The sequence below is a fragment of the Pseudaminobacter soli (ex Li et al. 2025) genome, assembly GCF_003012705.1.
GTDB lineage: Bacteria > Pseudomonadota > Alphaproteobacteria > Rhizobiales > Rhizobiaceae > Pseudaminobacter > Pseudaminobacter soli.
Map to the genome: position 1 here is coordinate 342,816 of NZ_PXYL01000003.1, position 20,688 is coordinate 363,503.

Sequence of the window (20,688 nt, forward strand, 5' to 3'; positions counted from 1 at the left end):
TGCTTTAGAACCGTCCGACATCGGCAAAGGCGATGGCCTTGCGGATGATGGCGACAAGCCGCTCGCCGGCGATTTCCTTTTCCCCGCTGTTGTCGATGGTCGACACGCCCGCGCCCGAAAGCTCCACCGCGCTTGCGCGGGCGAGCCGGGCCAGCACTTCCTCGCGGGACTCGCGACCGCGTGCGGAAAGCCGTTCGGCGAGGATTTCCGGCCGCGCGGTGATCTCGACCACGGCGACGTTCTCGTAGCGCGCCCGCAGCGCGGGGATGGCGCCGCGCGAGGCGTTGGCAATCGCCACGCGCCCGTCGGCGATGGTGGCATCCACGCATGCCGGAATGCCATATCGCAGCCCGTGCGCTTCCCAGGAGAGCGCAAACGCGCCGCGCGCCTCAGCCTCGATGAAGGCTGCCTCGGCCAGCGTGTCATGATCTTCCGTGGCACCATCGGATGGGCGGGTGATCACGCGGCGCACGAACTCGACGCTGTCCTCGCTCACAAACCGCTCGCGCGCATAGGCCATGATCGTGTCCTTGCCGGCGCCGCTCGGGCCGACGACGGCAATGAACACGCCGTTGCGAACGGGAAAGGCGCTGCTTGCCTGCTCGCGTTCGATGAGGGCCGAGACCATCATGCCACGCGGCGCCCTTCGCGCCACACGGTGCGCACCACCGGCACATGCTCGTCCACCCGCACCCGTACCATGTCGGCGCGGCGGCCCGCCTCGATCACGCCGCGGTCGGTGAGGCCCACGTGCTCGGCCGGCGTCTTCGACACCATGGCCACGGCCTGCGGCAGCGAAATCGCGTCCACCACTTCGCCGAGGAAGAAGGCCGACTGGATCAGGCTGAAGGGGATGTAGTCAGAGGACAAGATGTCGAGCAGGCCGTTTTCGGCCAGCTCGCGGGCGGAAACATTGCCCGAATGCGAGCCGCCGCGCATCACATTGGGCGCGCCCATCAGCACGCCAAGCCCGGCCTGCTTGGAAGCGCGCGCCGCCTCCAGCGTGGTCGGGAATTCGGCAACGCGGATGCCCTGCGCGATCGCTTCGTCGACATGGGCGGTGGTGGCGTCGTCATGGCTTGCCAGCACGATGCCGCGCTCCTGGCAGGCGGCGGCGATCGCTTCGCGGTTCGGGGCGGAATTGGCGGCCGACTGCGCCATGCGCTTTTCGCAATAGGCGCGGAACTGCTCCTCCGTCATCTTCATCTTGCCCATGTAGTAGACAGCATAGGCTTCGAAGCTGGCGAACTGGCGCTGGCCCGGCGCATGGTCCATGAGCGAGGCGAGCCGCACGCGTTCGTCGCCCGTGAACAGCTCGAAACCGCTCTGGCAGTCCGGCGCCGAAACCTCGCAACGCAGATGGATAAAATGGTCGGCGCGCAGACGGTCGTTGCGCACGCTGTCTTCGATGGCGTCGGCCAGCTTGCGCATATCGACGGCGGTGATGTCAGAATCGATGTCCAGCCCCACGCGCAGCGCATCGAGCACGGTGGTGATGCCGGCGGTCGCAACTTGCGCATCGTGCGCCAGCACCGAGGCGATCGGGTTCCACCGCACTTTCGGGCGCGGCGCATAGTGGCCTTCGAGATGGTCGGTGTGCAGTTCCACCAGGCCGGGGATGACATAGTCGCCTTCCATGTCCTCGCCCGTCCGGACATTGCCGGCGGAGACATCGGCGATCTTGCCGTCGCGGATCAGCACCGAGCCGTCGACGATCTCGTCGGCAAGCACGATGCGGGCATTGGTCAATGTCGTTTCGGTCGTCATCTCAGGCGGTCTTTCTTTGGGTCTGGCGGCCGAGCGCATAGTGGGAATGTACCATGAAGGGGGCACCGGGCTCGCGCTCGACAAATAGGGCTAGCCCGTCCACGGCGAAGGGGCGGTCGAGTTCCTCGGCGAACATCGCGTCGATGCTCGCGCGCAGTTTCGTGCTGTCCTCGCCGTTCACGCGGCCGGTCAGCGTCATGTGGAAGCGGAAAGTGTCGAAGACGTAGGGGTAACCCCACTGGCACAGGTTCTGGAACTCGATCTGGCTCAGCGCATCGGGGTTGCGGCGCTCGATCTCCCTTTCGGTCAACGGCGCGCGGAAGCGGTCGAAGGCGGACACGATGTCGCCGGCGAATCGGTTCAGCGCCGGCGAGAATTCGCCCGGCACCAGCGCGAAGAAGCCGTCGATCTGCCCCACGACGAGGCGCGGCAGCACCACCGGCTCGAGCGTGGCGGCATAGGTGGTCAGCGCCTGGTCGAGCGAAGCTTCGGTTTCGCCCTCCGCCAGCCGGAACGGGGCCTTCAGCGTGGCGTGGAAGCCGTAGCGGCGCGGCGCAGCGGTGTGGAAGGCGATCTCGTGCGCCGACATCTGTTCGGTCGCCGGCGCCTCGTGGTGCGCGCCGGTAAAGGGGTCGCGGCCAAGCCAGTTCGCTGCGATGCGGGTCAGCGCATCGTCGGGGCCGGGGGTGAAGTAAATCGCATAACGCATGGTGTTTTCCTCGCCTGCGCCCGATGCCATAGGCGATTTGCATGACGGATTGACGAATGTCTGAATAATTTGTCGGTGTTATCAGACAAGTCATGCCAAGTCATCTGCCGCCGGGGCAGGGCGCAAGGCAGGCGGGTGGCGCCTCTGGCCCGTTTCTCACGTTGAAGTGAGCGCGGGTGGGGATGCCGCGCATTGACCGGATTTCGTGTGAAATGCTCAATCTTGCGAGCAGGGACGCCATTTTCGAAGGGGGATTTCGATGAAACGACTGCTTCTGGCTGCGATATCCTTGTGTGGGCTGACGCTTCAGGCGCTGGCCGGCAATCCTGATCCCGCGAAGTGGGACGAGGTGCTGGCTGAGGCCAGGGGCGAGACCGTCTATTTCAACGCCTGGGGCGGCTCCGAAAACATCAACGCCTATCTCGAATGGGCGGGCGGCGAGCTGCAGAAGCGCTACGGCGTCAAGCTCGTCCAGGTAAAGCTCGACGACACCGCCAATGCGGTCGCAAAGGTGGTGGCCGAGAAGGCCGCCGGTCGCAATGACAACGGCACCGTCGACCTCATCTGGATCAATGGCGAGAATTTTGCCGCCATGAAGCGGCAGGACCTTTTGATGTCGCCCGGCTGGGCCGAAAAGCTGCCCGACTGGAAATATGTCGACGTCGAAAACAAGCCGACCATTCGCACCGACTTCACGGTCCCCGTCGAGGGGCTGGAGAGCCCCTGGGGCATGGCCAAGCTGGTGTTCTTCTACGACACCGCGCGCACCGACTCGGCCAGCCTGCCGAAATCGGCCAAGGAATTGCTCGCCTGGGCGAAGGCGCATCCCGGGCGCTTCTCCTATCCGCAGCCGCCGGACTTCATGGGCCTGTCCTTCCTCAAGCAGGTGCTGTCCGAGCTGGTGGCCGACCGCTCGGTGCTGCAGAAGCCGGTCGACGAGGCCTCGTTCGATCAGGTCACGGCGCCGCTCTTTGCCTATCTCGACGAGCTCAAGCCGGTTCTTTGGCGCGCGGGCCGCGCCTATCCGCAAAACTATCCGGCAATGAAGCAGCTTCTGGCCGATGGCGAGCTCGACATCATCTTCGCCTTCAATCCCTCGGAGGCTTCGAGCGGCATCGCCAATGGCGAGCTGCCGGACACGGTGCGCTCCTTCACCTTCCCGGCCGGCACGCTTGCCAACACCCATTTCCTCGCCATTCCCTACAACGCCTCGGCCAAGGCCGGCGCGCTGGTGACGGCCAACTTCCTGCTGTCACCCGAGGCGCAGGCCCGCAAGCAGGACCCGAAAGTGTGGGGCGACCCGACCGTTCTTTCCATGACCAAGCTCGACGCCAGCGATCGGGCCCGTTTCGAGGCGCTCGATCTCGGCGTCGCCACGCTGAAGCCGGACGAACTCGGCCCGGCAATCGACGAGCCACATCCGAGCTGGATGGTCCGGCTGGAGGCGGAATGGAAGCGGCGTTACGGGGTGGGCGACTGAGGGGGCGGCAGTGCCTTTCTTTTCGTCACATTGTCTGCTGGCGGGACAGCGCCCCCCTCTGCCCTGCCGGGCATCTCCCCCACAAGGGGGGAGATTCGCAGCTTCGGCGACACCGCGCGTTCTCCGCCGCTCAAGATTGGCGAAAGCTGTGCTGAGAGCCGATCTCCCCCCTTGTGGGGGAGATGGCCGGCAGGCCAGAGGGGGGCAACGTAGAGCGCCTGTACCGGCAGGTGCAGCGCCATTGCCATGCTAGCCCGGCTTGGCCCGCCGCTGGCGATCCTGCTTTTGGCCGGCCCGATCCTTGCCGGGCTTGCCGGCACGCTGCTGCCGGCCTTTGGCTATCTGCCGGCGCTGGGCGGCGAGGCTTTTACGCTGGCGCATGTGACAAAGCTGCTTGCCCAACCCGGCCTTGCAACCTCGATGCTGCTCAGCCTCGTCCCCGGTCTGATCACCACCATTGTCTCGCTGGGCGTAGTCGCCTTCTTCATCGCCGGCTTCGCCGGGACCAAGACTTTTTCGCGCGTCCAGCATCTCGTCTCGCCGCTCTTGTCGGTGCCGCATGCGGCGGCGGCCTTCGGGTTGGCCTTCCTCATCGCGCCGTCGGGCATGATCGCGCGGCTGGTTTCGCCCGGTCTCACCGGTTGGCAACAGCCGCCCGACCTGCTGATCGTCAACGACCCGCTCGGCCTGTCGATGATGGCCGGGCTGGTCATGAAGGAAGTTCCCTTCCTGTTGCTCATCGCGCTTGCCGCCCTGCCGCAGGTCGACCTTTTTCGCACGCGCAGGCTGGCGGCCGCGCTTGGCTATGGGCGCATCGCCGGCTTTGTCTACGGCGTCTGGCCGCCGCTCTATCGCCAGATCAGGCTGGCGGTGTTCGCGGTCATCGCCTTTTCGAGTTCCGTGGTCGATGTCGCCGTCATCCTCGGCCCTACCACGCCCGCGCCGCTTGCCGTGCGGCTCCTGCGCTGGATGAACGATCCGGAACTGTCGATGCGCTTCTTCGCCTCCGCCGGCGCGCTGCTGCAGCTTGGCGTGACGGCCGCAGCCATTCTCCTCTGGATCGGCTTCGAGCGGTTGGGCGCATGGCTGCGCGACCATGCCTGCGCGCGTGGTTTGCGCTTTCGCCGCGATACTTGGGCAGGCCGCGCCGCCTTTGCTGGCATGTCCCTTGCCGCGCTGCTCACCTTCGCCGGCCTGGCCACGCTGGCGCTGTGGTCGGTCGCCGGGTTGTGGCAATTCCCCAATGTGCTGCCGGACAGTTTTACGCTGAAAAGCTGGATCGCCGCTGCGCCGCGCATTGCCGGCCCGCTTGCCAGCACGCTTCTGGTTGCCACGCTCTCGACGCTGATTGCCGTGGCGCTCACCGTGCTTTGCCTCCTCAACGAGAACCGCACCGGCCGCATCGCCGGCCGCCGCGCCATGTGGCTCATCTATCTGCCGCTGATCGTGCCGCAGGTCGCCTTCCTGTTCGGGCTGCAGCTTTTGTTCGTCTTCACCGGCACGGTGGCCAGCCTGCCGGCGCTGGTGCTGGTGCATCTCGTCTTCGTCATGCCTTATGTGTTTCTCTCGCTCGCCGACCCGTGGCGCGCCTTCGATCCGCGCTTCGAGGCCGTCGCCGCCGGGCTCGGCAAATCGCGCCTCAGCACGCTCCTTGCCATTCGCCTGCCGATGCTGCTGCGCGCCATTCTGGTCGCTGCCGCCGTCGGCTTCGCGGTGTCCATAGGGCTCTATCTGCCCACCGTGCTTATCGGCGCCGGCCGGCTGGAGACGGTCACCACCGAGGCGGTGGCGCTGGCCTCGGGCGGCAACCGCCGCATCATCGGTGTCTACGCCTTCGTGCAGATGGTCCTGCCAGCTATCGGCTTTGCGGTTGCAACAGTCGTGCCCGCGCTGATATTCCGGCACCGCCGCGCCATGCGGGTGTGACAGCCTGCGCCAGCGCGCGAGAGGACAAAAAACCGGTTGGGGTGATGGCCGAAAACGGGCTCTTCCTGGACGACGTGACGATCGCGCTGAACGGGCAAACGCTCGTTTCGGTCACGCATCGCGTCGCGCCCGGCGACGTGCTCACCGTCATGGGGCCGTCCGGCTCCGGAAAATCGACGCTGCTCGCCTATATCGGCGGTTTTTTGCCGCCGGCCTTTGAGGCGTCGGGCCGCGTCTTTTCCGGCGATATCGAGCTCACCGCCCTGCCGGCAGAGGATCGCCATGCCGGCATCCTGTTCCAAGACCCGCTGCTGTTTCCGCATATGTCGGTCGGCGGCAACCTCGTCTTCGCCATTCCTGAAGCCGTGAAGGGCAAGGCCGCGCGCGCGGCATTGGCCGAAACCGCGCTCGAAGGCGTCGGCCTCGCCGGCATGGCCGGGCGCGACCCCGACACGCTGTCGGGCGGGCAAAAGGCGCGGGTGGCGCTGGCGCGAGCGCTTCTGTCCTCGCCGCGCATGCTGCTGCTGGACGAGCCCTTTTCGAAGCTCGACGCCAATCTCCGCGGACAGATGCGCGAACTTGTGTTTTCCAAGGCACGCGACGGCAGCCTGCCGGTTCTGTTGGTGACGCATGACGAGGCCGACGCCCAAGCTGCGGGCGGCGCCGTCATCCGGATCGGGGCGGCGTAATGCCGAGTTTACCCGAGCTTCCCGTCACCGCCGTTCTGCCGTTGCTCGCCGATGCACTTGCGGCCAAGTCGAGCGCGGTGCTGGTTGCGCCGCCCGGTGCCGGCAAGACCACGTTGGTGCCGCTGGCGCTGCTCGAAGCCCCGTGGCTGGGCGATGGTAAAATCCTGCTGCTCGAGCCGCGCCGGCTGGCTGCCCGCGCCGCCGCGCGCCGCATGGCGCAGCTTCTGGGCGAGGAGCCCGGCGGCACGGTCGGCTATGCCATGCGCATGGAAAGCAAGCAGTCGGCGCGGACAAGAGTCCTGGTCGTCACCGAAGGCATTTTGGCGCGCATGATCCTCGACGACCCCGAGCTGACGGGCATCTCGGCGGTGATCTTCGACGAGTTCCACGAGCGCTCGCTGGACGGCGATTTTGGCCTGGCGCTGGCGCTCGACGTGCAGGGCGCGCTGAGGCCCGAGCTTCGCCTGCTGGTAATGTCCGCGACGCTCGACGGCGCGCGGGTGGCCAGCCTGCTGGGCGACGTGCCGGTCATCGAAAGCGAGGGCCGCAGCTTCCCCATCGACATCCGCTATCAGGAGCGGCCCGCCGGCACGCCCATCGAGGATGCGATGGCGAAGGCCGTGCGCGAGGCGCTGGCCGACGAGCCCGGCAGCGTGCTCGCCTTCCTGCCCGGCCAGCGAGAGATCGAGCGCACGCGCGAACGTCTCGAAGGCCGCGTCGGTGCCGACACCGACATCGTGCCGCTCTACGGCATGCTGGATGCGAAGACGCAGGACGCCGCGATCAAGCCTGCGCCTGCCGGCCGCCGCAAGGTGGTGCTGGCCACCGCGATTGCAGAAACCTCCATCACCATCGACGGCGTGCGGGTGGTGATCGATTCCGGCCTGTCGCGCCTGCCGCGCTACGAGCCGGCCAGCGGCCTCACCCGGCTGGAAACCGTGCGCGTCTCCCGCGCCTCCGCCGACCAGCGCGCGGGCCGCGCCGGCCGCACCGAACCGGGCGTCGCCGTCCGCCTCTGGCGCGCCGAGCAGACAACCGCACTTCCTGCCTTCACGCCGCCGGAAATCCTCGAGGCCGACCTGTCGGGCCTGATGCTCGATTGCGCCGCCTTCGGCGTCGCCGATCCGGCCAGCCTCGCCTTTCTGGACCCGCCGCCCGCGCCCGCGCTTTCGGAAGCGCGCACGCTGCTCACCGAACTCGACGCCATCGACGCGAACGGGCGCCTGACCGAGGCAGGTGCTGCCATGCGCAAGCTGGCTCTACCGGTGCGCCTCGCGCATATGGTGGCCGAGGCGGCGCGGGAAGGGCAGGGGCTCGAAGCCGCCCAGCTTGCGGTATTGCTAACCGAGCGCGGGCTTGGCGGCGACAGCGTCGACCTGGAGCGACGTCTCTCGCGCTTCATGGGCGAAAGATCGCCGCGCGCGGTGGCGGCGAAACAATTGGCCGAGCGGCTGGCACGGGCTGCAAATGGTGGCGGCCGAGCCTCGGCGCCGGAAGCGGCCGGCGCCCTTCTTCTCCGGGCCTGGCCCGACCGCGTCGCCAAGGCACGCGGCGAACGCGGCCGTTTTGTCCTTGCCAATGGCAGCGGCGCGATGCTCGATGCCGCCGATCCGCTTGCCGGCGAAACCTATCTCGTCGTGGCCGACATGCAGGGCAAGGCGCAGAATGCGCGCGTCGCCGCGGCTGCACCTGTCTCGGAAGCCGAGATACGCACAGTGCTCGGCCACCACGTGGAAAAAAGGCTGGAAAGCGCCTTCGATCCCGAAAAACGCGCGGTGCGCGTGCGCGAGATCGTTCGGCTCGGCGCCATCACCTTGTCCGAGCGCATGCTGCCGGCGCCTTCCGGTCCCGATGCCGACCGGGCAATCATCGCAGCGCTGAAGACACACGGCCTGTCCCTGCTCAACTGGGGCAAGGAAGCCGAAATCCTGCGCCATCGCCTGCAATGGCTGCACACCGGCCTCGGCGCGCCCTGGCCCGACATGTCCGACGAGGCGCTGATCGCCTCGCTCGACGACTGGCTGCTGCCCTTCCTCTCCGGCGAGGCCAGCTTTGCCCGTGTCAGTGCCGGCGTGCTGCACGATGCGCTTCTGTCTCTGGTGCCGCACGATCTGCAGCGCAAGCTGGCCTCGCTTGCGCCGACTCATTTCGACGCACCATCGGGCAGCCGCGTGCCGATCGACTATGAGGGCGAGTGGCCGGTGCTGGCCATCCGCGTCCAGGAACTTTTTGGCCTCGACAAGCATCCGTCGATCGCCGGCGGCACGGTGCCGCTCACGCTGGAACTGCTGTCGCCCGCCCACCGGCCGATCCAGACCACGCGCGACCTGCCGGGCTTCTGGCGCGGCTCCTGGGCCGATGTGCGCTCCGACATGCGCGGCCGCTATCCCAAGCATGTCTGGCCCGACGATCCCTTGTCGGCGCAGGCCACGGCGCGCGCAAAACCCCGCGTCAAATAGCGCTTGGCGCGCGGTGCCTGTCCGGCGCATAAACCCTTCCATGGTCAAGACACAGAAGATGCCCGACTTCCAGCAGAGCGCCCGCTTGCGTCTCAACACGCTGATCCGGTTGCGCTGGCTCGCCATCATCGGCCAGAGCATCGCGGTCATCGTCATCGCCTACTGGTTCAACTTCCCGATGCCGGTCAGCCTGTGCTTTGCGCTCATCGCCTGCTCGGCCTGGCTCAATCTTCTGCTCACCTTCCGCTTTCCCGCCGCGCACCGGCTGCAGCCGCTGCCGGCGCTGGGCATCCTCACCTTCGACGCGCTGCAGCTTGCCGGCCTGCTCTATATGACGGGCGGCCTGACCAACCCCTTCTCGCTGCTGATGACTGTGCCGGTGGTCATTTCCGCCACCTCGCTGCCGCTCAGCCTGACCGCGATCCTCGGCGTGTTCGTCATGGCGCTCACCACGTTGCTCGCCTTCTTCCATCTGCCGCTGCCATGGTTTGCGGGCACCGAGCTCGCCATGCCCTTCCTCTATGTCGCCGGCATGTGGATGGCGGTTTCGTCGAGCATCGCCTTCACCGCGATCTATGCGTGGCGCGTGGCGGAGGAAGCGCGGCTGCTTGCAAACGCGCTCTCGGCCACCGAGCTGGTGCTGCAGCGCGAGCAGCATCTTTCCGCGCTCGACGGGCTGGCGGCGGCTGCCGCGCATGAGCTCGGCACGCCGCTCGCAACAATCGCGCTCGTGGCCAAGGAGATGGAGCGGGCGCTCGGCAACGATCCGAAATTCCACGAGGACGTGACGCTGCTGCGCTCGCAGAGCGAACGCTGCCGCCAGATCCTGAAGCGGCTCACCAGCCTGTCCTCGGAAAGCGAGGTGCATCTGGCGCGCTTGCCGCTTACCTCGCTGGTGGAGGAGGTGATCGCGCCGCACCGCGATTTCGGCATTTCCATCAAGCTGGAGCCGGGCGAGCAGATCGGCCCCGAGCCGGTCGGCCACCGCAATGCGGGCGTCATCTACGGCCTCGGCAATCTGGTCGAGAACGCCGTCGATTTCGCCGTCGCCACGGTCGTCATCCGCTGGAAATGGAACGAGCGCACCGTCACATTCGACATCGTCGATGACGGCCCCGGCTTCCCGCCCGAAATCATCGACCGTATTGGCGAGCCCTACATGACGACGCGGCAGGGCGGCGGCGAGCAGGGCGGCGGGCTCGGGCTCGGTCTGTTCATCGCCAAGACGCTGCTAGAACGCTCCGGCGCGACGCTCACTTTCTCCAACGCCAACGAGCGCGGCAAAGGCGCGGTCGTGCAGATCGAATGGCCGCGCGAGGTGTTCCTGAACCCCATGTCGGCTGCATCGTCCATGTTCGACACCGCCTGATGCCTTCCCGCCCGGCCGTGGGTAGAAAATTGTGCCTCCGGTACTTATATTGCTGAAAAAACAATCAAGAAAAACAGATAGAACGGACCATACGATTATGAACGGCGAAGAAACAGTTGATGCCAACATCACCGGTGGCGACACGTCGCTGCTGATCGTGGATGACGACAAGCCGTTTCTGACCCGTCTGGCCCGCGCGATGGAGCAGCGCGGCTTCCAGGTGGAGACCGCCGAAAGCGTCGAGGAAGCGGTCGCCAAGGCGCGCGCCAATCCGCCGGCCTATGCGGTGGTCGACATGCGGCTCGGCGACGGCAACGGCCTCGACGTGGTCGCGGCGATCCGCGAGAAGCGTGCTGACGCGCGCACCATCATCCTCACCGGCTACGGCAACATCGCCACCGCGGTCACGGCGGTGAAGCTTGGCGCCGTCGACTACCTGTCCAAGCCCGCAGATGCGGACGACGTGTTCGCGGCGCTGACGCGCACCTCCGGCGAGCGCGCCGCGCCGCCGGAAAACCCGATGTCGGCCGACCGCGTGCGCTGGGAGCACATCCAGCGGGTCTACGAGATGTGCGAGCGCAACGTCTCCGAAACCGCGCGCCGGCTCAACATGCATCGCCGCACCTTGCAGCGTATTTTGGCCAAGCGCGCGCCGCGGTAAGCGGCAGCGTCGCGAAAATCCCCCTCTCCGTCGCGCTCCGCGCGCCACCTCTCCCCCATTTCATGGGGGCGAGGAACCCAAGTCCTGCGATGCCGCGACCTCGGCGAGTGCCGGTTCCTCGCCCCCGCAAAGCGGGGGAGAGGTGGTTTGCGAAGCAAACCGGAGAGGGGGTTGCACCAGGACTGCCTTGGCGGGAAATTCTACTCGCTCTCGCCATCCAGCACCGGCACTGAAACGCCGGCAAGCTCGGCTGCCAGCAGGCGCGAGGCACCCGCGCGCGCGATCCGCAACATCAGCGCCTTGCGCGTGGCGGCGGCCATGCGGTGCTCCGGCGCTTCGCGCAGGATTTCCGCGCCATAGCCGTCGGAGAGGATAAAACCGCACTCCTCCGGAAAAATCTCCGCCGGCACCTCGGGATGGGTGGCGAAGAAAAAACGGTCCGAATGCAGCCGGTAGTCGGGCCATTTGCGGTCGACGCGAAAATCCTCGATCGACGATTTGATCTCGATGATCCAGATGTCGCCCTGACGGGTCAGCGCAACGAGATCGGCGCGCCGGCCGGTCGCCAGCGACAGTTCCGGCAGCACATGCATGCCCATCTGCATGAGCAGGCGCTGCACGCCGCGCCGCACGACCATGGCGCGCTCGGACTGGCGCCCGTCGACGAGGGGATTGGCGGGGAGGGGGGATATGATCGGCATGGCCGCACCATGCCATGTTATGTTCTCGTTTTGAACCCGTCATGGCGGGTGCGCAGTTATTTGCCGCGCCGCGATATGAGAGCGCCGCGAGAGCCGTGGATTACCGTGTCATCCACGCCCTCGCAGCGCTGTCGACAGGCGGTCGCTGACCATCGGCAAGCACGGGCCAAAAGTCTGGTTTCGGTCGTCCTTCGGTCAGTTTCGGCGATTTTCGCTTCAGTAGTGGCTAAATCTGTTGCCAAAATACCATAGCAGGCGATCTACCCTTGCATTTGGCTCTGCTTGGTCCGTTCAAGCACTTGGCAAGCAACAAACCGCTCTCATAGAAATAACGGCGAAAATACGGCCCGAATCGGGCTGTAGATGGTCGGGATCGGAGCTGCGGATTTTCCAATGCGCATGAAGCCAATTTTTGTCGCCGCTAGTCTGATGCTCGCGACGGCCCTTGCCGGCTGTACGAGCGACGGCTCTTTCCAGATGTTCAACTCGGATTACGGCTCTGTTTCGGACGCCGGCTACCAGTTGCCGGCCGTGCCGATCTACAAGGTGGAGAGCAAATACCGCCGCCAGATCGTGAGCTACGACACGTCGGAGAGGCCCGGCACCGTAGTCGTCGATACGGCCAACAAGTTCCTCTATTTCGTCATGCCCGGGGGCAAGGCGGTGCGCTACGGCATCGGCGTCGGGCGTGAGGGATTTGAATGGCACGGCACGGCGCGCATCGCAGCCAAGCGCGAATGGCCGACCTGGACGCCGCCTTCGGCGATGATCGGCCGCCAGCCGCAACTGGCCAAGTGGCGCGGCGGCATGCCGCCCGGCCTGATGAACCCGCTCGGCGCCCGCGCCATGTATCTGTTCAACGGGAGCGGCGATTCCGGCTATCGCCTGCACGGCACGCCCGAATGGTTCTCCATCGGCAAGGCCATGTCGTCGGGCTGCATCCGCCTGATGAACCAGGACATCATCGATCTCTACAACCGCGCCGAAGTCGGCGCCAAGGTGGTCGTTATCTAGGAGCATGATCCCGAAAAGTTGCAGACTTTTCGGACAAGATCATGCCCAAACAAAAGCCCCCTGGGTCTCTCCGATCAGGGGAGGCTTGGACAGAAGGATTTATGCGAGCCGTCTCGGCAACAAGGACGTCGCAAATGAAAAACCGGGCTCAAGGCCCGGTTTTTTGTTGTCTGCTATTTGTCGGAAGGTCGCTCAGGCGATCTGTTCGACGTGCTCGACCTCGGGCACGAAATGGCGCAGCAGGTTCTGGATGCCGTGCTTCAGCGTGGCGGTCGAGGACGGGCAGCCGGAGCAGGCGCCCTTCATGTGCAGGAACACGGTGCCGTTCTCGTAGCCGCGGAAGGTGATGTCGCCGCCGTCCTGCGCCACAGCCGGGCGCACGCGAGTGTCGAGCAGCTCCTTGATGGTGGCGACGATCTCGGTGTCTTCCTCGGCGTAGAATTCGCCGCTCTCATCGTGCTGGGTGGCCGAATGGCCGCCTGCCGCCATCACCGGCGCGCCCGACATGAAGTGCTCCATGATGGCGCCGAGGATCGCCGGCTTCAGGTGCTGCCAGTCCGGGCCGTCCTTGCTGACGGTGATGAAGTCGTAGCCGAAGAACACGCCGGTCACGCCGGGAATGTCGAACAGCCGGCCGGCCAGCGGTGAGGCCTGTACTGCCGTTTCGGCGTCGCGGAAATCGGCCGTGCCCTGCGTCAGCACTTCCTTGCCGGGCAGGAATTTCAGCGTGGCGGGATTTGGGGTCGCCTCGGTCTGGATAAACATGGCCGCATCTCCGTGCGTGTCTGGGCAGTTTGGAACGGTTCTAGGTCCTGCGCCAGGAGCATTCAAGCAAAACCGACGGGCCCTGCCGGACAGATGATTTGTTCAGGCCAGACTTTCAAGGTCTTCGTCGGATAGATTCTGCGGCACCACCGTCACCGGGATGGGGAAAGCGGCCCCTTTGCCGGCGATGGAAGTCACCAGAGGGCCCGGGCCCTCTTTGCCCGCGCCTGCTGCCAGCACCAGAATGGCGATGTCCTGGTCGTCCTCGATCAGCTGATGGATCTGTTCGGCGGGCTTGCCTTCGCGCACCACCATTTCGGGCTCGATGCCGATCGTTTCGCGCACCTTCCGCGCGCTGCCGTCGAGCGCGGCACTGGCTGCGGCGATCGCCTCTTCGCGCATGATCTTCTCGACGCCGAGCCAGTGCTGGAAGTCGCCCGGCTCGATCACATAAAGCAGCACCACCCCGCCGCCCGTGTTCTTGGCGCGGTGCGAGGCATAGGCCACCGCCCGCTCGCATTCGGGGGTGTCGTCGATGATCGCCAGGAACTTTCGCCGGTGCCCGGCTTCGCGACTGAGACGCTTGGAGACCATTTGTTAACCCTGCTGGCTGTTCCGGCGCAATCTGCCACCGACGCCAGCCAACCGCAAGCTGGCCGAACCGGCAGGCGCGTTGCCTCGACGATGGAAGCAGGCACGCCATTTTCCATGCAAAGAGACAAAAGAGCCTCGATGAGTTTCCCCATCGAGGCTTTGGCTGGTTCCTAGTTGTCGAGCAGGCCGATGATGTGCCGCACGTTCTTCATCGTGCCCTCGGCGATCACGCGTGCACGGTCGCCGCCGTCGCGCAGCACGCTGTCGATATAGCCGGGATCCGCGATCAGGCGGCGCATCTCGTCGGCGATCGGCGCGAGTTTTTCCACCGCGAGGTCGGCCAGCGCCGGCTTGAACACCGAGAACTGCTGGCCGCCGAACTCCTTGAGCACGTCCTGCTTCGACATGTCGGCGAGGCCGGCATAGATGCCGACGAGGTTTTCGGCCTCGGGACGGCTGGCAAGCCCATCAAGCTCGCTCGGCAGCGCTTCCGGATCGGTCTTGGCCTTCTTGATCTTCTTCGAGATCGTGTCGGCGTCATCGGTCAGGTTGATTCGCGACAGGTCCGACGGGTCCGACTTCGACATCTTCTTGGAGCCGTCGCGCAGCGACATGATGCGCGCTGCCGGCCCGCCGATGATCGGCTCGGTAATCGGGAAGAAGCCGTTCACCGTCTCCTCGCCCATCTGCATCTCGACGCCGAGGCCGAGTTCCGCGATGCGGGCGGAGAAGTCGTTGTTGAACTTCTGGGCGATGTCGCGGGTCAGTTCCAGGTGCTGCTTCTGGTCGTCGCCGACCGGCACATGCGTGGCGCGGTAGACCAGAATGTCGGCCGCCATCAGGCTCGGATAGGCGAGCAGTCCCAGCGAGGCATTCTCGCGGTCCTTGCCGGCCTTGTCCTTGAACTGCGTCATGCGGTTCATCCAGCCGATGCGCGCAACGCAGTTGAAGATCCAGGCAAGCTCGGCATGCTGCAGCACCCGGGCCTGGTTGAAGACGATGTGCTTCTTGGGGTCGATGCCCGACGCCAGGAAGGCCGCGGTGATCGAGCGCGTCTGACCTTCTAGATCGTCATGGACGAGCTGGGCGGTCAGCGAGTGCAGGTCGACGACGCAATAGATGCAGTCGTTGGTTTCCTGCAAGGCGACGAACTTGCGGATGGCGCCGAGATAGTTGCCGAGATGGAGATTGCCCGTGGGCTGGACGCCGGAAAAGACGAGCGGCTTGAATTCGTTCATTTTGTCCTCGTGGCTTGTGGAGGGCCGTTTCGCGCGCGGCGAAAATCGATACGCGCTTATGGCCGATGGCGGGGGCGAGAGCAAGATATCAGGGGCGACAATAAAGGGGGCTCGAAGACGCCGTTGATGACTACTTATACATCGTGGTATGTAGATAGGGAGGTGTTGATATGACGATTAACATCACGAACAAGGATGCCGACAAGCTCACGCGCACTTTCGCGCAGATGGAGGGCGTCGGGCTCACCGAGGCGATCGTCATCGCCATGACCGAGGCGCTGGCGCGTCGCCGCAGCAACGAGAGCCCCGTCGAAACAGCAGCCCGGCTTCGGGCCGAATTCGGGGTCGAGTTGACAGAACGGGCGCGCAAGCCTTTGCCACGTTCCGTCTATGACGAATTGTCCGGTGACGAATGATGTTCATCGATGCCGCAGCCATCGTTGCAATTCTGAGCGATGAGGCGGAGGCCGGGCGCTGCGCCGAGGCGATAGTCGACGCCACCAATCCGTTCACCTCGGCCATTGCGGTCTGGGAAGCGGCGATGGCGCTTGCACGGCCCGAGAAGCTGGCCGCACCGGTCGAACTGACGTCTAAGATCGTCACGCGGTTTCTCGACGAGCGCGGAATTGCAGTTCGCGAACTGCCGCCGGCTGAAGAGTCCGTCTCGCTCTCCATCGAAGCGGCCTCGCGCTTTCGCAACAATGCGATCCGCCTGAACATGGCGGACTGTTTCCACTACGCCTGCGCCAGATATTACGGTGCGCCGATGCTCTCCACCGCCGACGAATTCCGGCTCACCGATCTACAGACGGTTGCCTAGGTTCGAGCGAAACCCGGATCATTCATCCGCGGTGGCATTCGCCGCCGGTGCCTGCTGCGGCTTTGCTTCGCCGCGCTTGATGTTGCGGCGGATCATGCCGAGATCGGCGCCGCCGATGCCGAACGCCACGCCGAAATAGATCACGGTGGCTCCGGCGACGAGCGCAAGAAGCGTTGCGGCCTGGGTGTGGAGCGGCGCGGAGGAGGCGAGGTAGGGCGCCAGCCTGCCGATCGCCACATGCAGCGCGCCGGCCATCACGGCGGCGGCGATCACCAGGCGGGGAATGCGGGTGAGAAGCGGAATGTCGGCGCCCCAGTGGCCGCGCCTTACCAGCACGACGAGCAGCATTGCGGCATTGACCCAGCCGGCGATGGCCGAGGCCGTGGCGATGCCCGGCGCGCCCATGACCGGAAACAGCGTCAGCGCCACCGAAATGTTCACGGCCACGGAGATGGCCGCAAAAATCATCGGCGTGCGTGTGTCCTCGCGCGCGAAATAGCCGGGGGTAAAGGCTTTGATGAGCACGAAGGCCGGCAGGCCGAGGCCGAAAATGGCGAGGATGGCGGCCACGGTCGGCGTGCTGTTGCCGGCGGCGAACTGGCCGCGCTCATAGAGCACGCGCACGATCGGCTCGGACATCACCAGCAGCGCTGCCGCCGCGGGCAGGGTCAAGAACAGCGTAAACTCGACCGAGCGGTTCTGCAGGTTGGCCGCTTCCTTCAGGTTGCCGGATTTTAGCGCACGGGCCAGTTCGGGAAGCAGCACGATGGCAACCGCCACGCCCACCACGCCGAGCGGCAGTTGGTAGACGCGATCTGCCAGCGCCAACGAGGAGACGGCGCTGTTCTGCCCGGAGGCGATTGCGGTGCCGATGAGCTGGTTGATCTGGGTGATGCCGCCGGTGATCGCCGCCGGCAGGGCGAGGATCAACAGCCGCTTGACGTTGGGCGTCATGCGCGGGCGGCGAAAGCCGATCGAAATGCCGGCATGGCGCACGGCAATCCAGACGATGGCAAGCTGCACGACGCCTGCGGCCAGCACGCCCCAGGCCAGCGCATAGCCGACGGTGAGGTTGTCATGGCCTTTGTACCAGGCATTGGCCAGCACCGCGATCAGGATGATGTTGAGGAACACCGGCGCGATCGCGGCGGCGAAATAGCGGCGCAGCGAGTTCAGCATGCCGCTCATCATCGCTGCCAGCGACATGCAGATGAGATAGGGGAACATGACCGTGGCCAGCGCCACGGTGAGATCGTATTTCTGCGGCTCGTCCACGAAACCCGGCGCGATCAGGAAACGCACCAGAAGCGGCATGGCCAGTTCCATGGCGATGGTGAGCACCAGAAGCGTGGTGAACAGCACGCCGAACACTTCTTCCGAAAAGCGCTTGGCGCCCTCGGTGCCGTTGGCCTCGATCTCCTTGGCGAAGAGCGGCACGAAGGCGGCGTTGAACGCGCCCTCGGCGAAGAGCCGTCGGAAGGTATTGGGAAACTGGAAGGCCGCATAGAAGGCATCCGCCACCGGGCCGGTGCCGATCGCCGCCGCCATCAGCATCTCGCGCACGAAGCCGAAGGCGCGGCTCATCAGCGTGCCGGATGCGACGGTGGCGAATTTCTTTATCAGGCTCATGCGTGCCGTTCCGGTTGATGCGGGCGAGGAATCATGGCGCTCACTACACCGTCGCCTTGACCTTGGCACTGCGCTGGGCGGTCTCGCCCTGCAGCGTGGCCAAAAGCCTGTCGCGGATCGCCTGCTGCCGCGTCGGGTTGTCGATTTTCTGGCCGGTGAGGTCGGTGACGTAGAATGTGTCGATCACCTTCTCGCCGAAGGTGGTGATATGGGCCGAGGCGATGTCGAGCGACAGGTCCGACAGCGCCCCGGTGATCTCGGAAAGCAGGCCCGGCCTGTCCAGGCCCGACACGTCGATGACGGTAAAACGGTTCGACAGCGTGTTGCGGATGTCGACGCGCGGCTCGCGGCGGAAAGCCTTGGCGCCGCGCTTCTGCTTGGTGCGCTTTTCGATCATCTCCGGCAGCCAGGCCCGGCCCGACAGCACGTCCTCGATGAGCTTGCCGACGCGCTCGCCGCGCCGCTGCTCGTCCTCGTCGCGGTCGAATTCGCGGTTGATCAGGATGGTGTCGAGCGCCCTGCCGTCCGAGGTGGTGAAGATCTGTGCGTCGACGATGTTGCCGCCGGCCGCCGCACAGGCGCCGGCTATCACCGACAGGAGGCGCGGATGGTCGGGCGCCAGCACCGTGATCTCGGTGACGCCTTCGAACTCGTGCGTCTTCACCATGGTCGAAAGCTTGCGCTTGTCCGCATCCGCCGCACGGATGAACTCCGCGTGGCGGACCTGGTCCTTGAGATCGACGGCGAGCAGGTAGTTTTCGTAGTGCAAATCCACCAAGCGCTGGCGTTCGGCCTCGGGCCAATCGGCAAGGGCTGCGGCAAGGCCCGCGCGCGCTTCGGCGGCGCGCTGCGCGCGCGACACTTCGGAGAAGCCGCCGGTCAGCAAGAGCTCGGTTTCGTAATAGAGCGTGCGCAAGAGCTGGCCCTTCCAGCCGTTCCACACGCCGGGGCCGACGCCGCGAATGTCGCAGACGGTGAGGATGAGCAGCAGCTTCATGCGCTCCACCGTCTGCACCACGTCGGCGAAATCCTCGATGGTCTTACGGTCATTGAGGTCGCGCGACTGCGCCACCATCGACATCACCAGATGGTTTTCGACCAGCCAGGCAACCGTCTCGGTCTCGGCGGCCGAAAGCCCCATATGCGGGCAGATGCGCCGGGCGATCTTTGCGCCGGCCTCGGAGTGGTCCTCCGGGCGGCCCTTTGCGATGTCGTGCAACAGAACGGCCACGTAAAGCGCCTCGCGCTTCTTCTTCAGCCCTGTCATCAGCGAATGCGACAGCGGATGGACCTTTTCGCCGTCGCCGCGCTCCAGCTCCGAAAGCACGCCGATGCAGCGCAGCAGATGCTCGTCCACCGTGTAGTGATGATACATGTTGAACTGCATCATGGCGACGATACGGCCGAAATCCGGGATCAGCTTGCCCAAAAGCCCGGCCTCGTTCATGCGGCGCAGGTTGAGCTCGGGGTTGCGGTCCGAGGTCAGGATGTCGAGGAACAGCCGGTTGGCTTCCTTGTTGCGGCGCAGGGTCTTGTCCACCAGCGAGAGCGAGCGCGTCAGCAGCTTCAGCGCGTCGGGGTGGAACTCCAGCCCGTGCTTGTCGGCGAACCAGAACAGGCGAAGCATGTTGACCGGGTCGCGCACGAATACCTGGTCGTCGGCCACGTTGATGCGATGGTTGTCGACGATGAAGTCGCTGGTGCCGGCAAGCTTGCGCTGGCGGCGCGAGAAGGTCAGGAAAATGCGGTCGAAGCCCGGCACATATTTCGCCTGCTCCTCCTCCAGCCCGGCGCAGAAGATGCGCGTCAGGTCGCCCACCGTCTTGGCGATCAGGAAGTAGTGCTTCATGAAGCGCTCGACGGCCGAGAGGCCGGGGTGGCTGGTGTAGCCGAGCCGCTCGGCGATATCGCGCTGGATGTCGAAATGCAGGCGTTCCTCGCCCTTGCCGGTCAGGAAGTGCATGTGGCAGCGCACGGCCCAGAGGAAATCCTCGGCCTTCAGGAACTGGTTGTATTCGGCGCGGGTGAAGACCTCCTTCTCCACCAGTTCCTCGCCGGTGCGCACCCGATAGAAGTATTTGGCGATCCAGAACAGCGTGTGCAGGTCGCGCAAGCCGCCCTTGCCGTCCTTGACGTTTGGCTCGACCAGATAGCGGCTTTCGCCGGCCTTGGCGTGGCGCTCGTCGCGCTCGGCGAGCTTTGCCTGCACGAATTCGGGGCCGGTGTGCTTCACCACGTTCTTGTCGAAGCGGACCAGCAGTTCATCGAACAGCTTTTCCTCGCCCCACAGGAAGCGGGCGTCGAGGATGGCGGTGCGGATGGTGATGTCCTCGCGCGACAGGCGCAGGCACTCGTCGATGTTGCGGGTGGCGTGGCCGACCTTCAGCCCCATGTCCCACAGCATGTAGAGCATGTATTCGACTATCTGCTCACCCCAGGGCGTCTGCTTGTAGGGCAGCAGGAACAGAAGGTCGATGTCGGAGCCCGGCGCCAGCGTGCCGCGGCCATAGCCGCCCACGGCCACCACTGCCATGCGCTCGGCCGACGAGGGATTTCGCGCGTGGTAGACGTGGGTGGCGGCAAAGTCGTAGAGCGCGCGGATGATCTCGTCCATCAGGTGGGAGATACGCGCCGCGCAGGCCGTGCCGCCGCCGTCTTCGCGCAGCATCCGCTCGGCCACCGCTCGGCCTGCCGCCCGGCGCTCCTTCAGAAGCTGCAGCACGCGGCCGCGCACCTCCATGCTCGAGCCGTCGCCGCCGGTTTCCTTGGTCAGCGCGGTGAGATCGCGGCGCAGGGCCACGCCGTCGATAAGTTCCTCGAGCTTCAGGGGTATCTTCGCCATGCCTGACTAAAAAGCCTCGCTTTCC

At 65.5% G+C, this 20,688-nt stretch carries 18 protein-coding genes; 9 read left to right on the forward strand and 9 right to left on the reverse strand.

All coding sequences use genetic code 11. From position 1 onward, the window contains the following. Window positions 1-4: 4 nt before the first annotated feature. Genes phnN through C7I85_RS07860 form a run of 3 tightly spaced genes read right to left on the reverse strand, consistent with a single transcriptional unit; the run spans window position 5 to window position 2,476 of the window. Entirely contained in the window at window positions 5-631 is a 627-nt protein-coding gene (phnN, locus tag C7I85_RS07850) for a phosphonate metabolism protein/1,5-bisphosphokinase (PRPP-forming) PhnN (RefSeq protein WP_181257116.1), read from the reverse strand. Next, entirely contained in the window at window positions 628-1,767 is a 1,140-nt protein-coding gene (locus tag C7I85_RS07855; protein ID WP_106723403.1) for an alpha-D-ribose 1-methylphosphonate 5-triphosphate diphosphatase, read from the reverse strand. Before C7I85_RS07855 ends, phnN begins: the two co-directional genes overlap by 4 nt. Window position 1,768: 1 nt before the next feature. Then, on the reverse strand, window positions 1,769-2,476 hold the full coding sequence (locus C7I85_RS07860) for a DUF1045 domain-containing protein (protein ID WP_106723595.1): 708 nt from the start codon (window positions 2,474-2,476) through the stop codon (window positions 1,769-1,771). 259 nt (window positions 2,477-2,735) lie between these two features. On the opposite strand from C7I85_RS07860, the gene C7I85_RS07865 reads away from it, so the two are divergent. From C7I85_RS07865 to C7I85_RS07895, 6 genes are all read left to right on the forward strand, one after another. Further along, on the forward strand, window positions 2,736-3,956 hold the full coding sequence (locus C7I85_RS07865) for an ABC transporter substrate-binding protein (RefSeq protein ID WP_106723404.1): 1,221 nt from the start codon (window positions 2,736-2,738) through the stop codon (window positions 3,954-3,956). 246 nt (window positions 3,957-4,202) lie between these two features. Then, window positions 4,203-5,882, forward strand: a complete 1,680-nt coding sequence (locus C7I85_RS07875; protein WP_106723405.1) for an ABC transporter permease — start codon at window positions 4,203-4,205, stop codon at window positions 5,880-5,882. A 44-nt stretch (window positions 5,883-5,926) separates the two neighbouring features. Further along, on the forward strand, window positions 5,927-6,571 hold the full coding sequence (locus C7I85_RS07880) for an ATP-binding cassette domain-containing protein (RefSeq protein WP_106723406.1): 645 nt from the start codon (window positions 5,927-5,929) through the stop codon (window positions 6,569-6,571). After that, the gene (gene hrpB / locus C7I85_RS07885; protein WP_106723407.1) at window positions 6,571-9,030 is read left to right on the forward strand and encodes an ATP-dependent helicase HrpB; all 2,460 of its coding nucleotides are present in this window, start codon (window positions 6,571-6,573) and stop codon (window positions 9,028-9,030) included. Before C7I85_RS07880 ends, hrpB begins: the two co-directional genes overlap by 1 nt. Window positions 9,031-9,070: 40 nt before the next feature. After that, window positions 9,071-10,399 carry an ActS/PrrB/RegB family redox-sensitive histidine kinase gene (locus C7I85_RS07890; protein ID WP_106723408.1) on the forward strand — a complete coding sequence of 443 codons (1,329 nt, stop codon included), beginning with the start codon at window positions 9,071-9,073 and terminating at the stop codon, window positions 10,397-10,399. A 97-nt stretch (window positions 10,400-10,496) separates the two neighbouring features. Further along, complete coding sequence (locus C7I85_RS07895) at window positions 10,497-11,060, forward strand: ActR/PrrA/RegA family redox response regulator transcription factor (RefSeq protein ID WP_106723409.1); 564 nt, start codon at window positions 10,497-10,499, stop codon at window positions 11,058-11,060. Between the two features lie 200 nt (window positions 11,061-11,260). Here C7I85_RS07895 and C7I85_RS07900 read toward each other — a convergent pair whose 3' ends face one another. Continuing rightward, entirely contained in the window at window positions 11,261-11,761 is a 501-nt protein-coding gene (locus C7I85_RS07900) for an MmcB family DNA repair protein (RefSeq protein ID WP_106723410.1), read from the reverse strand. A 393-nt stretch (window positions 11,762-12,154) separates the two neighbouring features. On the opposite strand from C7I85_RS07900, the gene C7I85_RS07905 reads away from it, so the two are divergent. Next, on the forward strand, window positions 12,155-12,775 hold the full coding sequence (locus C7I85_RS07905) for a L,D-transpeptidase (protein WP_106723596.1): 621 nt from the start codon (window positions 12,155-12,157) through the stop codon (window positions 12,773-12,775). Window positions 12,776-12,967: 192 nt separating this feature from the next. Here C7I85_RS07905 and C7I85_RS07910 read toward each other — a convergent pair whose 3' ends face one another. The 3 genes from C7I85_RS07910 to trpS all read right to left on the reverse strand — a co-directional run bounded on the left by C7I85_RS07910 (window position 12,968) and on the right by trpS (window position 15,372). Then, entirely contained in the window at window positions 12,968-13,540 is a 573-nt protein-coding gene (locus tag C7I85_RS07910; RefSeq protein WP_106723411.1) for a NifU family protein, read from the reverse strand. A gap of 102 nt (window positions 13,541-13,642) precedes the next feature. After that, complete coding sequence (locus C7I85_RS07915) at window positions 13,643-14,134, reverse strand: universal stress protein (RefSeq protein WP_106723412.1); 492 nt, start codon at window positions 14,132-14,134, stop codon at window positions 13,643-13,645. Between the two features lie 170 nt (window positions 14,135-14,304). After that, window positions 14,305-15,372: a tryptophan--tRNA ligase gene (trpS, locus tag C7I85_RS07920; protein ID WP_106723413.1), complete on the reverse strand. Its 1,068-nt coding sequence runs from the start codon at window positions 15,370-15,372 to the stop codon at window positions 14,305-14,307. Between the two features lie 170 nt (window positions 15,373-15,542). Here trpS and C7I85_RS07925 point away from each other — a divergent pair, with 170 nt between their 5' ends. After that, a complete protein-coding gene (locus C7I85_RS07925) occupies window positions 15,543-15,788 on the forward strand; it encodes a type II toxin-antitoxin system VapB family antitoxin (RefSeq protein ID WP_106723414.1) in 246 nt (81 codons plus the stop codon). Continuing rightward, entirely contained in the window at window positions 15,785-16,192 is a 408-nt protein-coding gene (locus tag C7I85_RS07930; protein WP_342587294.1) for a type II toxin-antitoxin system VapC family toxin, read from the forward strand. The genes C7I85_RS07925 and C7I85_RS07930 overlap by 4 nt, the downstream gene beginning before the upstream one ends. An 18-nt stretch (window positions 16,193-16,210) precedes the next feature. Here C7I85_RS07930 and murJ read toward each other — a convergent pair whose 3' ends face one another. Both murJ and C7I85_RS07940 read right to left on the reverse strand, forming a co-directional pair. Next, entirely contained in the window at window positions 16,211-17,821 is a 1,611-nt protein-coding gene (gene murJ, locus C7I85_RS07935; protein ID WP_106723416.1) for a murein biosynthesis integral membrane protein MurJ, read from the reverse strand. 43 nt (window positions 17,822-17,864) lie between these two features. Then, window positions 17,865-20,663 (reverse strand): [protein-PII] uridylyltransferase, encoded by a 2,799-nt coding sequence (locus C7I85_RS07940; RefSeq protein WP_106723417.1) that lies wholly within the window; start codon window positions 20,661-20,663, stop codon window positions 17,865-17,867. Between the last annotated feature and the right edge of the window lie 25 nt (window positions 20,664-20,688).